This is a genomic window from Hymenobacter siberiensis (assembly GCF_018967865.2).
In the GTDB taxonomy this organism is placed as follows: domain Bacteria; phylum Bacteroidota; class Bacteroidia; order Cytophagales; family Hymenobacteraceae; genus Hymenobacter; species Hymenobacter siberiensis.
The window spans coordinates 4,554,669-4,567,299 of record NZ_JAHLZY020000001.1 but is presented as its reverse complement, the minus strand read 5'-3'; the positions used below and the strand labels follow the sequence as shown (position 1 = coordinate 4,567,299).

The 12,631-nt window shown below is 63.1% G+C and carries 9 protein-coding genes; 5 read left to right on the top strand and 4 right to left on the bottom strand.

Annotated elements, in window-relative coordinates; translation table 11 throughout:
• The first annotated feature begins 188 nt into the window (after window positions 1–188).
• Complete coding sequence (locus tag KQ659_RS20170; protein WP_226930067.1) at window positions 189–1,043, top strand: hypothetical protein; 855 nt, start codon at window positions 189–191, stop codon at window positions 1,041–1,043.
• Between the two features lie 60 nt (window positions 1,044–1,103).
• Here the strand turns inward: KQ659_RS20170 and KQ659_RS20165 are convergent, their stop codons facing one another.
• Both KQ659_RS20165 and KQ659_RS20160 read right to left on the bottom strand, forming a co-directional pair.
• Window positions 1,104–2,321, bottom strand: a complete 1,218-nt coding sequence (locus KQ659_RS20165; protein ID WP_216690512.1) for a DUF1501 domain-containing protein — start codon at window positions 2,319–2,321, stop codon at window positions 1,104–1,106.
• A gap of 204 nt (window positions 2,322–2,525) precedes the next feature.
• Window positions 2,526–4,097: a DUF1800 domain-containing protein gene (locus tag KQ659_RS20160; protein WP_216690513.1), complete on the bottom strand. Its 1,572-nt coding sequence runs from the start codon at window positions 4,095–4,097 to the stop codon at window positions 2,526–2,528.
• A gap of 143 nt (window positions 4,098–4,240) precedes the next feature.
• On the opposite strand from KQ659_RS20160, the gene KQ659_RS20155 reads away from it, so the two are divergent.
• Window positions 4,241–5,485: an aspartyl protease family protein gene (locus KQ659_RS20155; protein WP_216690514.1), complete on the top strand. Its 1,245-nt coding sequence runs from the start codon at window positions 4,241–4,243 to the stop codon at window positions 5,483–5,485.
• Window positions 5,486–5,619: 134 nt separating this feature from the next.
• On the opposite strand, the gene KQ659_RS20150 is transcribed toward KQ659_RS20155, so the two are convergent.
• On the bottom strand, window positions 5,620–8,217 hold the full coding sequence (locus KQ659_RS20150) for a lamin tail domain-containing protein (protein WP_216690515.1): 2,598 nt from the start codon (window positions 8,215–8,217) through the stop codon (window positions 5,620–5,622).
• Between the two features lie 120 nt (window positions 8,218–8,337).
• On the opposite strand from KQ659_RS20150, the gene KQ659_RS20145 reads away from it, so the two are divergent.
• The 3 genes from KQ659_RS20145 (at window position 8,338) to KQ659_RS20135 (ending at window position 12,076) form a co-directional block, all read left to right on the top strand.
• A complete protein-coding gene (locus KQ659_RS20145) occupies window positions 8,338–9,336 on the top strand; it encodes an aspartate-semialdehyde dehydrogenase (RefSeq protein ID WP_216690516.1) in 999 nt (332 codons plus the stop codon).
• A 119-nt stretch (window positions 9,337–9,455) separates the two neighbouring features.
• A complete protein-coding gene (locus KQ659_RS20140; protein ID WP_216690517.1) occupies window positions 9,456–11,408 on the top strand; it encodes a carboxypeptidase-like regulatory domain-containing protein in 1,953 nt (650 codons plus the stop codon).
• 59 nt (window positions 11,409–11,467) lie between these two features.
• On the top strand, window positions 11,468–12,076 hold the full coding sequence (locus KQ659_RS20135) for a DNA-3-methyladenine glycosylase (RefSeq protein WP_216679443.1): 609 nt from the start codon (window positions 11,468–11,470) through the stop codon (window positions 12,074–12,076).
• A gap of 4 nt (window positions 12,077–12,080) precedes the next feature.
• Here KQ659_RS20135 and KQ659_RS20130 read toward each other — a convergent pair whose 3' ends face one another.
• Window positions 12,081–12,539 (bottom strand): GNAT family N-acetyltransferase, encoded by a 459-nt coding sequence (locus tag KQ659_RS20130; RefSeq protein ID WP_216685707.1) that lies wholly within the window; start codon window positions 12,537–12,539, stop codon window positions 12,081–12,083.
• Window positions 12,540–12,631: the final 92 nt, after the last annotated feature.

Below are 12,631 nucleotides of genomic sequence, written 5' to 3'. Positions count from 1 at the left end.
AGTAGATTCTGCGCGCTAAGCTACGGTGCAACGTGTCAGGATGCCTTTAAAACTTGCCAGCGGGCCCTGAGGCCGGACGTGTCGGGCACAGGGCCTCATCCTCAAGCTAAACAATTGGTAGACTTGCACCTTAACTTCGCGCCCTTTTATAGTGGAGCTTTATCGCGGAATTTATTTATTCATTTTCAATGAGATTATTATTCTTATTGTCGGGTCTATTGATGGGCCTGGGCGGGCCTCTTATTGCTCAGCCGCTGGCCCCTGTGGCCGACCCAATTACTACTGAGTCAGCGCCTATTGTTGCGCCCATCCCGCCCGAGCTAAAGCCTCATGGCAGCCTGTATTTCAGCTGGGGCTACAACCGCGACTGGTACACGCGCAGCGATATCCGCTTCAAAAACACGAAAACCGACAATTACGACTTCACGTTCGTGAACGCGCACGCCAGCGACAAGCCCGATTTTAAGGACTTCTGGCGGTTCAATTCCTGGACCATCCCGCAGTATGACATGACGCTGGGCTATCTGTTTCACGACAAGCACAACCTGGGCATCGAAGTGAGCTGGAACCACCTCAAATACGTGGTCGATGACAACCAGATTATCCACGTCACGGGCCAGATTCGGGGGCGCTACATTGACAAGGATACGCTGGTAACGCCCGATTTTGTGCACCTCCAGCACACCAACGGTAATAATTACCTCATGGTGAACCTGGTGAAACACAAGGTGCTGTGGCAGCAGCGCTACCTCAAGCTCAGCGCCGTGGGCAAGGTGGGGGCTGGCCCCATGATTTCCTACACCATCTCCACCGTGCTGGGCAACCACCAGGAGGGGCCGTTTCACTACCACGGCCTGGTGGTGGGCAGTAGCCTGGGCCTGAAGGCGGATATTTTCCGCTACTTCTTCCTGCAAACCGACTTGCAGGGTGCCTTCGCCGACTACACCAACACCTACCTCGGCGATGCCCGGCAGGGCCGTGCCACCCACGTTTTCGGGTCGCTGCAAGCCATCTGGGCCTTTGGGTTTAACATGCCACTGTAGGTTAGACTATGGTAGAACGTCATGCTTCGGCTGCGCTCAGCATGACGTTCTTTTTTCGTTCTACACCAGCCCGCTCATCCGCTCAAAACCCGCTCCCAGAATGGCGGTGTCATCGGCGCCGAGCCAGTCTTTGAGGATGCTGGCGTAGATGCTGCGGAAATCGACCTGGTGGCGCAGGTCGCCCTGGTCAAGGTTCAGGAGGTCGGGAGCATTGTTTATCACGCCTTTTTTCTGGAGGGCACCGCCGGCGAGGAACACGTTGTTGGCGGTGCCGTGGTCGGTGCCGTTGCTGGCGTTCTGGCCCACGCGCCGGCCAAACTCACTGAATACCAGTACCAACGTGTTGTTCCACTGGTCGTGCTGGCGCAGGTCGTCGGCTAGGGCAGCGAGGCCGTTGCCGAGGTCGGTGAAGAGGCGCTGCTGCTGCTCGTGCTGGCGAACATGGGTATCAAAACCGTTCAGGGCCAGGTAGTACACCCGCGATTCGACGCCGGAGTTGATGAGCTCGGCGGTGGTTTTCAGGTTTTTGCCGAAGTCGGAGTTCGGGTACGTCACGGCCGATTTGTAGATTTTGGACTTGTCGTACAGGTAATCGGCTGAGGACGCCGTTTCGGCCAGCGTCTTATACAGGTAATCAACCTGCTCCTGGTGGGCGGGCGCGGTTTCCTTGCTCACCTTGGCCAGCAAGCGGTTCTGACTGATTTGGTGGAATTTATCCGGGTTTTTCAGGGCCAGGCCCTTGCGCTGGCCGCCTTTGAGGGCGAGGCTCAGCGTGTCGTCGATTTCGAGGGCGTTGTAGGGCCGCTGGCAGTCGGGGCAGTTGGAGTCGAGGTAGCGGCCCAGCCAGCCGGTGCTCACCACCTGGTCGGAGCCCGAGCCCGATTGCCAGATGTCCATCGAGCGGAAGTGCGAGCGGTCGGGGTTGGGGTAGCCCACCGAGTTCAGCACGGCCAGCTGGCCCTGGTCGTACAGGCCTTTCAGGCCTTTCAGGGCCGGGTGCAGGCCCAGGTCTTTATCCAGCGCCAGAATCCCCTCGGCTTCTTTGATGCCCAGCGTGGGCCGGGCCTTGTAATACAGTTCGTTGCGGTAGGGGATGACGGTATTCAGCCCATCATTGCCCCCGCCGAGCTGCACCACGATGAGGCGGCGCGCCCCGGTGGCATCGCGCAGGCCGGCAAGGCCTGGCCCCCGGTCCAGCGCGTGCAGAAACTTGGGTATCAGCAGCAAGGTGCTGGCTAAAGCGGATGTGCGGAGGAATTCGCGGCGGGTGGAAGCCATAGCTCTATTGGTAAGGGTTGAGAGAACATCAAACTCCCCTCCTTAAAAAAGGAGGGGACGTTTCAGCGAAGCTGAAACTGGGGTGGTTGAAGTCGTTGAACGACTCGCGGCCGAACTGTTCGCCCATCGTTCAACGACTTTACCACCCCCGTCCGAGCCTGCGGCTCGAACACCCCCTCCTTAAAAAAGGAGGGGAGTTTCACCTTACGCCAGCTGGTATTCGGGCAGGCTCAGCAGGTTCATTAAGGTGGCGCGCAGTGCCTCGGTCGGCTCTTTTTGCTGGGCGGCCTGTTGCACCAATTGCAGGTTTTCGGGCCGAATGCTGGCCTGGAGCAGGAAGCCGCTGAGCTTCTCGGGCTGCTGGGCAGTAGGCGTAGCCCCCAGCAGCAGCTGGAGCGGACCCAGGGGCAGGTGGGCACCCGCGCCGGGCCGCACGGTGCGCTCGGCCTTGGTCTGGTTCGGGGCGATATCGTTTTCGTCCTGCTTCAGGGCCACGGCAAACTCGGCGTTTTTGAACAGGATGGCCGGCAGCTGCAGGCGCAGCAGCAGCGACGACGAATCAATCCAGTTGCGGCCGCCGGGCCAGCCGGCCACGTTGGGCGGCTGAAACAGGTTTTGGCCCAGGGCGCGCTGGTAGCCCAGCAGCGGCTGCGCGTTGTCCACCTTCACGTTCAGGGTGCGGCGAATGCCGGCCAGCAGCTCCACCGGGCTCTTGATGTGGGTGCCCATATTGGCCGGTTCGTAGAACCAGTCGGCCGAAAACAGGCGCTCCATAAGGTCGGCAATGTCGTAGCCGCTTTTGCGGAAGGCCACGGCCAGCGGCTCGATGTGCGCCGGGTTGGGCACGTCGTTCACGAAGAAACGGTAGAGCTTGGTGGTCAGGAACGTAGCGGCGGCGGGCTGGGCCAGAATGTGCGTTAGCACGTCCTCGCCGGTCAGGTTGCCGGTTTTGCCCAGGAAGGTTTTGGGGCCGGTATCGTGCTCCCGCTGCTGAAACCGGAAGTTGCCCTGCCTGTCGTAGCCCCAGCCGGTAAAGGCGCGGGCGGCCTCTTTCACGTCGGTTTCGGTGTAGTTGCCGTGCCCGAGGGTGAACAGCTCCATCACCTCGCGGGCGAAGTTTTCGTTGGGATGCTCCTTGCGGTTTTGCTGGTTGTTGAGGAACTGGAGCATGGCCGGCTCCCGGCTCACGGCCAGCAGCAGGTCGGGGAATTTGCCCAGGGCGTACTGCCGGGTGGTGTTGTGCAGGCTGAGCGCGGCATCGGGCTGGCGCACGCGGCAGGCAAAATGCCCGTGCCAGAACAGCGTCATTTTCTCGCGCAGCTGCGCCGGCGAGCTGGCCATGCGCTCCATCCAGGCCGTGCTCATGTTATTAAAAGCATCGCGAATGCCTTCGTTCTGCATCTTGCGCTGGGCGGGCGTGAGGTCGGCGCGGCGCAGGCGGGGCACGCCGGCCGCAATGGTGCCGCCCTTGAAGGCCGCGCGGGGCCGCATGAGGGCCACGGGCGCTGCCGGCGCACCGGGGGGCGCGGGCAGGTCAGGCTTGATTACCATGCCGTTAGGCACGGGGTTGTTTTTGGTCGAGGCCGGGTCGGTCATCACCATGCCCTGCGGGTTGGTGTAGCTCAGGGTGGGGCCGGCGAGGGGCTCGTAGTGCTCCGAATCGAGAAGCAGCTGGCGCAGGGCTTTGCGCGGACTGAGGCCGGCGGCCACGTCCTGCGGGCGCGGGCCGAAGCCGGCGCGCCAGTAGAGATGCTGCAATTGCTGGGTGCTGTTCATACCGGTAAGACGCCGGGCCGGGCACGGGGTTTAAGCCGGCCCGGCACTTGCCGGCGCAACTCCGGCGGCGGTAGGCTGGTCATTGGCACGCGCTACTGGCAGCTATTGCGTCCCAACGGTGTTGCCCAAAACAGGTATTCCCGATGAAAAAACTTTTCCTGACCGGCTGCTTCTATCTATGCTTTCTGGCTGCCGCGCTGGCCCAGGTGGCTACTGGCGTGGCGCCCCTCGACCAGCTGGTGGCCGCCATCAATGCCAAATCGGTGGAGCCCCTGCAGCCCTACCTCACGCCCGAAACCCGCCTCGGCAGCCTGCCGCCGGCCTACACGGCGCGGGTGCTGGCCCAGCTCATCCCGCAGTTTGGGCCTGTCGAAGGTTTCCGGGTGGTGCGCCAGACCGCCGAAGGGGCCAACACGCGCTACATGTGCGCCATTACCCGCAAGGGGGCCGATAAGGAATACGATTTCCTGCTGACGCCCGCCGGCACGTTTGCCGAGCTGAACCTGGCCCAGGCCAGTCTGAAAAAGATTGATACTGCCTTCAAGCCCGAAGACCTGACCACGCCGCCCAGCCTCGACGTACCCGTGCGCATCAGCCACGACCTGCTGCTGGTGGAAGCCGAGGCCGATGGCCGCCGGGGCTGGTTTTTTCTCGATTCGGGGGCGCCGGCCCTTATGCTGAATAAAAAGACGTTTCCGCCGGCCGCTACCGAAACCACGCTTGCTGTGAACGGGGCCAAGGGCGTGAACGGGGCCGTGAGCGGTATGTCGTACCACCTCACCAAAACGTTTGACTGGAGTGGTATCCACTTCGAAAACAAAGACGTAGCCACGCTCGACCTGACCGGCCTCGAACAGCAGACCGGCGTGGAGCTGCTGGGCATTATCGGCTTCAACCTGCTGAATCCGTACGCCCTGACCCTGGACTACCGCGCCCAAAAGGTGCTGCTGCGCAAGCCCGCCACCCCCGATGCCCTGCCCGCGCCGCTCATGCGCGTGCCCTTCACGCTACGGGGCCACCTGCCCGTGGTGGCCATGACGGCCAACGGCCAGACCTTTCAGATGGGAATCGACTGCGGGGCGCAGAACAACCTGCTCGACCAGCAGTTCGAGGCGGCGTTTGCCAAAAAACTGCGCAAGCCGGAAAAAAGCACCCTGCACGGCGGCGATGGCGCGCTGCGCACCGTGACCAGCGGCCAGCTGGCCGATGTGCGCCTAGCCGGCCCGCTGCCCTTCCGCAACCAGCAAACCGTATTCTCCGACATCTCTCAGTTCAACCAAAACCCCGATAAAACGCCCTTGCAGGGCTTGCTGGGCTACCCGCTGCTCAGCCAGTACCGCACCACGATTGACTACGTGAACAAGCAGCTGGAATTTCGGAAGTGGTAGGCTGCTGTTTAGAGGCTTCCAAGCAGGTAGTCAGTAATAAGTAGTCAGTAATCAGACTCCATCTATCTAAAAACCAGTCTATTGATTCCTGTCTGACTACCGATTGTTGATGACTGACTACTTAGGCATCCGGCTTAAAACCGTGCGCCCAGCACCACCGTTTTCTTGTATTCGCGCTTCTCGCCACTGGTGGGGCGGAAGAGCTCGACCAAGAGAATATAGTACCCCACGGCCGCCTTGTGGCCTTTCTCGTCGGTGCCGTCCCACTGAATGAAGCCGTTGGTGGGCAGGGTTTCGTTGCGGGTGAGGTGGCGGGTGAGGCGGCCCAGGGCGTCGTACACCGTTACGCTGGCGGCGTAGCCGGGGGCGTCGAGGTGGTAGTTGAGGGTGGCAAAATCCTGCTGGCCGTCGTCGTCGGGGGTGAAGACTTCGGGCGTTATGGTTAGCTCCTGGTCGCCGCCGGCTTCGTCCTGGGCCTGCGAGTTGTGCCGGCCGGGCGTGGCATAGCCCGCCGCGCTGGCCGCCGAATGGAAGTTGCTGCCCAGCGTAGGCCCATTGGTGCGAATGCGCTCCAGCGACACGCCATCCTGGGTGGCCAGTAGGCTCAGATGCAGCGCTTTGCTATACACAAACCGGTCGATTTCGAAACCTTTGCCGTCGGCCAAAAATGCCGTGCCCACATCAGCAAAGGTGGGCAGGCTGGCCGTCTGAACCAGATTGGCCGCGTCGCTGCTGGTGGGGTACTGCGTGATGATGATGGCCAGGCTGCTACTGAACGCCAGCAGCTGTCCCGGTGCCAGCACCAGCGGCCCGGTGCTGAGCACGGTGGTACTGGCGGTACCATCCGGTTTCACGCTCCCGATTTGCCAGCCCTGCAAATCGATAAATTTGTTGCTGCGGTTGATGATTTCCACAAACCGCACCGCGCTCACGCGAGGGTTGAACAATAGCTCGTTTATTACCACCTCACCGCTCACGGCCGTTTCGGGCAGGGCGAAGGTGGCGGGCTGCAACACGCCGCTGGCATTGCCGACGCAGTCGGTGGCCGTTTGCACGGTGAGGACGCTGGGGCGGCTGGGGAGCAGCGCGGTGGCCAACGTGAGGTCGACCTGCCGGAAATCGGGCCCCACGGGCGCGGCCCGTGTGATGGCCGGGCCCGGCGTGGCCAGCGCGTAGCGGCCCACGGTGGCGGCGGTGGCGCTATCGAGCTTTTCGGAGAAATAGGCCCGCACGGTGTTCGCGTTCAGGGCGATGGCGCGGAGCAGGGTGGGGGCCAGGGCATCGGCATTGGCGGCGCGTACCGAGTTGGCGCGGCCGGGGGTGCCGCCGCTGGCGTTGGTGCTGGCCGTCCAGTTGCCGGCCCCCGCGCAGAAGTTGTTGGTGTCAATCATTTCCAGGCTCCAGCCGCCGTCCTTTTTCACCGCGTCGCGGTACCAGGTGTCGGAATATGCCACCTCAAATAGCGTGCGGCCGTCGCGCCCACGCAGGATGAGCTGGTCGCCGCCATTGTTGAGCGAAGGGAAATTGGTGGGCCCATACACTTTGCCGTACTGCGTGAACTGGCTGATGCGGGTGCTGCCGCACACAATGGCATACTGGCCGGGCAGGAGCTTGGCCGTATCGGCGAAGGCGGCGAAGGTGGTGCTGCTGGTTTTGCCCAGGCGCACGCCGCGCAGGCTCAGGGTTTTGGTGGTGCTGCGGTTGTAAATTTCCAGGTATTCGGAGAGCGGCAGGCCTATCTGGGGCGTTTCATCGGCAAAAATCTCGCTGATAATCAGGTCGCCGAAGGCCGGAGCGGCGGGCAGCGACGTGAAGGCGGCTGTGAGCGGCCCGCCCGCAACGTTGCCGTACAGGTCGGCCACGTTGCGGGCCTCCAGCACGTCCTGAGCCGCAAAATCGGCGGCGAAGGCCAGGCGCACCACGGCCGGGTTGGTAGCCGAGAGCTGCGCCGAAACCGGCACCGCGCCGCTTTGCAGGCGGTAGTTGGCGGGCAGGCCGGCGCTGGCGGCGGCCACGGCTTCGTTGAAAACCACGTCTACCTGCCGGGCATCGGCGGGCACGGCGCGGGCGAGGAGCGGGGGCGTGGCATCGGTCACCACAAAGTCATCGAAGTAAAAATTGCGGTTGTTGGTGGAGGAATAATTCAGGAATACGCCCACGGCTACGCTGCGCTGATAGGTGGCATCGAAGGGCTGAGCCGCCTCGGCCACGAAGGTGCGTCCGCCGATGAGGTCGCGCTCCAGGGTCCACTGGTTGGCCGTGGTACGGGTTACGCGAACGCGCACCAGGTTGTTGGTCGTAGACAGGCTGTTGAGCGCACCGTCGATGACCGGTACGGCCGTGCGGGTGGAGTCTTTGCGGAAGAGACTGACTTTGCCGCCGGTGCCGCCAAGGCGCACAAAGTAGCCGGAGTTGCTGGTCGCCCTGAGGTCGGCCTGCGAGGTGATAAGCCACACATCGGCATAATTGCCCGAAGTGGTGACTACCCGCAGATTAGCCCAGAACTCCCAAACCGTGCCGATAGTGGCCTGGCAAGGGGTGCTGAGGGCAATCTGCGTGGTGGTGACGGCCGGGCCGTTGCTTTGCAGCACCTGCGCATTTACCTGGAAGCTGGCCGCGTCGCCGGTCCAGGTGGGGTTGGCGGTGAAGTTGCCGTCGCTGAAATTATCGGCCAGCTGCGCGTGGGCGAAAGCGGGCAGCAGTAGGAGCAAGAAGTAAAGGTGTTTCAGCAATGGAGTGCAGAAGATGATGAGGCCGGCAAAATGCAGATGCGGCGTCTAAAGTAATTGATTTCTGGCGACATTTGTAGTTGTGCGCTCATTGGCGCGCCTTTTTATTTTTCTGCTTTTTCCATGAAAATTGCTGTTGTGGGTGCCACCGGCCTGGTGGGCACCGAGCTGTTGAAAGTATTGGCCGAGCGCCAGTTTCCCCTCACCGAGCTGCTGCCCGTGGCTTCGGCCAAATCGGTGGGCCAGTTTATCGAGTTTCAGGGCAAAAAATACTCCGTGGTGAGCATGGACGACGCCATTGCGGCCCGGCCCGACATTGCCATTTTCTCGGCCGGCGGCTCCGTTAGCAAGGAGCATGCGCCGCGCTTTGCCGCCGTGGGCACTACCGTTATCGATAACTCCTCGGCCTGGCGCATGGACCCCACCAAGAAGCTGGTGGTGCCCGAGCTGAATGCCGACACCCTCACGCCGGAGGATAAAATCATTGCCAATCCCAACTGCTCAACCATTCAGATGGTGGTGGCGTTGAATGACTTGCACCGGAAATACAAGGTGCGTCGCATCGTGGTGAGCACCTACCAGAGCGTGACCGGCACCGGTAAAAAAGCCGTGGACCAGCTCCTCGAAGAGCGCGCCGGCCAAACCGCCAGCAACCCCGCCTACCCGCACCCCATCGACCTGAACGTGCTGCCCCACATCGACGTGTTCGAGCCCAGCGGCTACACCAAGGAGGAGCTGAAAATGGTAGACGAAACCAAGAAAATCATGGGCGACGACAGCATCCGCGTCACGGCCACCTGCGTGCGCATCCCGGTGATGGGCGGGCATTCGGAATCCCTCAACGTGGAGTTTGCCGAGGAGTTTGACATGGCCGAGGTGCGCGAAATTCTCGCCAACACCGCCGGCGTAGAGCTGGTGGACGACCCTGCCACCAACTCTTACCCCATGCCCAAAGACAGCCACGGCAAAGACGCCGTGCTGGTGGGCCGTCTGCGCCGCGACGAAACCCAACCCAAAACCCTCAATATGTGGGTGGTAGCCGACAACCTTCGCAAAGGGGCCGCCACCAACGCCGTGCAGATTGCCGAGTACCTGCTGAGCCAACAGGTGCCGGCGAAGTAGCGGTAGAAACGTTGCAGAGACGCACCTTTGCGTCTTGTCGTTGAACGACGCACGCGAAAAGCGCGGGCAAAACCGTTCAGTGACGAGACGCAAAGACGCGTCTCTACCGCATTCAGCCCATGCCCGTTTTGAAGCGACATTTTCTATTGCTGTGGCTGGTGCTGCTGGCCGGTTCGGTGCAGGCGCAAATGGTGCTGCGTGGCAGGGTGCTCGATGCCGAAACCCACCAGCCCGTCCCCAACGCCCAGGTGGGCGTGGCTGATAACCGCATCGGAACCAATACCAACGACGCCGGCCGCTTTGCGCTGAGCATCCCGCCGGCCTACGCCGGGGAAAAGTTGACGGTGGCCCTGCTGGGCTACAAAAGCTGCCACCAAATGCTACCGCCGCTGCCGGGGCCGGAGCTGATTATCGAGCTGAAAATCAGCCCGGCCACGCTAGGCGAGGTGCAGGTCACCGGCTCGGTATTGGGCATTGTGCGGGAGGCCGTAGCGCGTATTCCGCGCAACTACCCGGTGCGGCCCACGCAGCTCACGGGCTTCTACCGGGAGTCGGATAATGACAGCCTGGGGCGGCCGCGCTACCTGGTGGAAGGGCTGCTGACGGTGTACAAAGCGCCGTATCCGCAACGCACCAGTACGGGCGAAGTGCAGATTCGGCAGTCGCGCCGGGTCGATTTGCGCTCGGATAAGCTGGTGCGAATTGACTGGGCTGGCGGGCCGTTTATTGCGCACCTGGCGGATTTCGTGCACCGGCGGGCGCAGTTTATCGACCCCGCCCACTTTCGGGACTACGACTACCGCCTCGCGCCCGGCAGCAGCTACCAGGACCGGCCGGTGTACGTGGTCACCTTCGCGCCCAAAGCGGGCAACCGCCGCGCCGATTTTGCGGGCCGGATGTACATCGACCAGGATTCCTACGCCTTTCTGGGGGCCGAGTGGCGCTACACGTCCGCCGGCCTCCGGCACTCCACCAACCTGGCCGACTCGCGTGCCCTGCGCGTGTCCTACCAGCCCTACGCCGGCCGCTGGCATCTCAAAACCGTGTGGTGGCAAACCCGGGCCCGCCTGCCCATCGGCCCACCGCTCAATTACTTCGGCGAATTCCTGGCCACGGCCATCGATACGGCCCAAACGGTCCGGCCCGGCTACCTGGAGCGCGCGCAGTACCACGACGTATTTCTGCGCAATGCCGTGGCTTACGACTCGGCCTTCTGGCGGGGCCACACCACGCTGCTACCTCCCGAAACCCTGCGGCAAGCCCTGCTCGACCAGCAGCGCCAGCACCGGGCCGACTCGCTGTTCCGGCCGGTGGCCGCCGGCGATTCAACTTCGGCTAAAGACGCGCCGCAGACGCTGTTTGGGAAGTTTCTGAGCCGCTTCCGCTACGGGGGCATGGTGGGGGCATGGCCGCTGTCGGTAGCGGCGGCGGGCCTGGCGGTGGCGTATGCGCCGGATGGGTACGGGTTTGGTTTTCAGGCTGATAATTCGGTGAAAGCGCAGTCGTTTTCTGTTTATTCGCAGTTTGAATATCAGTTTGAGTTAACCCATGAGCTGGCCGTGCGCCTGGCCACGCAGCGCCTGTACGGGCAGTTCCGCGCCGATGGCTGGGCGGCCGGGCTGAGCTACCAGCGCAACTTCAGGCCCCGGCACCGCCCGCTCTACGGCCGCGCCGGCCTGGCCTACACCCGCCAGACCGCCGGCCGCGACCTGGGCACCTTCGTCAACCCCGATGCGGGCCTGCGCGTGGCCGGCACCCACCTCAGGGCCGATGAGCTCAGCGCCCAGCTGCAAGTCGTGACCGAGGCCCTGCAGCCCAGCCTGGGTTTGGGCCTGGAGCTCAGCCACAAGCTGGAACTGGTGGCCGATGCCAGCTACCTGCTGCCGCTGCGCACCCGCACCCGTCTGCAGCTGGCCGAGGAAAGCGGTTTTTTCCTGACCCGAAGCGCCGCCGCCATCGATTTGCCCCACCCCGACGTAAGCCTGCGCACCAACGACCAGCCCACCGCTGCCCTGCCGTGGCAGCCCCGGCCCTGGTTGTTCAGCCTCGGGCTGCTGTACCGCTTGCGGTGAGGCCGTAATGCGAAGCGCCGCTTCGCACTACACCCGGGTACGCGCCACTACTCTCCATTATGCCCCAAAAACTCCCCACCGCCTTCTTCCAGCGCCCCGATGTGATGGCCATTGCCCGCGACCTGCTGGGCAAGCACCTCTACACCCACATTGATGGGGTGCTGACGGCCGGCCGCATCGTCGAAACTGAGGCCTACCGGCACGAGGGCGACCAGTCCCTCACGCTGCACTTGCAGCGCAAGCGCCACCAGGCGCAGGGCCTGCACGTGCCCGGCGGTCACGCCTACATCTACACCGTTTATAACCGCCACGCGCTGTTCAACATTGCCACGCACGATGCCCAGCACCCCGACGCGGTGCTCATTCGCGCCATCGAGCCGCTCATTGGCGTGGAGGAAATGCTGCGCCGCCGGGGGCTGGCCAAGCCCGTGCGCGCCCTCACCGCCGGGCCGGGCGTGCTGAGCCAGGCGCTGGGCATCATGCCTGCCCTCACCGGCCAGCCGGTTACCGGGGACATTATCTGGTTTGAAGACCACGGCGAAGCGGTGGCCGAAGCCGATATATTGGCCAGTGCTCGGGTAGGCTTGGCCTATGCCGGGGCCGAAGCGGCTGGGCTGCCGTGGCGCTTCCGGTTGGAAGATAGCAAGTGGACCAGCCCGGCGAAATAGCGGGCTACGGTGCCGGGTACGGGTTAGGGTGCTTGATTTCGAGCCATCTGTCCGGCCGGTCCAGCGGCTCGTAGCCGAAGCGCTGGTAGAGGGTGTGGGCGTCGAAGGTAGCGAGCAGGTGGCGGCGCAGGTTTTGCAGTTCGGGGTGGGCCAGCATCTGCTCCACCAGCCACTTGGCGAGGCCGTGGCCCCGGAACTCGGGCAGCACAAATACGTCGCAGAGCCAGGCAAACGTGGCCCTGTCCGTCACCACGCGGCAGAAACCGGCCTGACGGCCATCGGGGGCGTAGAGGCCGAAATTGAGCGAGTTGGCCACGGCGCGCTCCACGGTGGCGCGCGGAATGTGCTTGGCCCAGTACGATTCTTCGCTCAGCCAGCGGTGAATGGCAGCGAGGTCGAGCCGGGCGGGGTCGGTGCTGAGGGTGTAGCCGGTGGGGTGGGTGGCGGTGAAAAATTCGGCCATGCTGGAAGTCGGTAAATGGTGCTGCAAGCTACAAAATCCGGCTGCGGGCCGGGCCGGCGGCATCCGGTTACGGCCGGGTTTCGTTATCTTTT

Coding starts and splice junctions, on each gene's coding strand:
- KQ659_RS20160 (WP_216690513.1), bottom strand. CDS start 4,097: ATGAACAGCACCCAGCAATTGCAGCATCTCTACTGGCGCGCCGGCTTC.
- KQ659_RS20155 (WP_216690514.1), top strand. CDS start 4,241: ATGAAAAAACTTTTCCTGACCGGCTGCTTCTATCTATGCTTTCTGGCT.
- KQ659_RS20130 (WP_216685707.1), bottom strand. CDS start 12,539: ATGGCCGAATTTTTCACCGCCACCCACCCCACCGGCTACACCCTCAGC.
- KQ659_RS20135 (WP_216679443.1), top strand. CDS start 11,468: ATGCCCCAAAAACTCCCCACCGCCTTCTTCCAGCGCCCCGATGTGATG.
- KQ659_RS20145 (WP_216690516.1), top strand. CDS start 8,338: ATGAAAATTGCTGTTGTGGGTGCCACCGGCCTGGTGGGCACCGAGCTG.
- KQ659_RS20165 (WP_216690512.1), bottom strand. CDS start 2,321: ATGGCTTCCACCCGCCGCGAATTCCTCCGCACATCCGCTTTAGCCAGC.
- KQ659_RS20170 (WP_226930067.1), top strand. CDS start 189: ATGAGATTATTATTCTTATTGTCGGGTCTATTGATGGGCCTGGGCGGG.
- KQ659_RS20140 (WP_216690517.1), top strand. CDS start 9,456: ATGCCCGTTTTGAAGCGACATTTTCTATTGCTGTGGCTGGTGCTGCTG.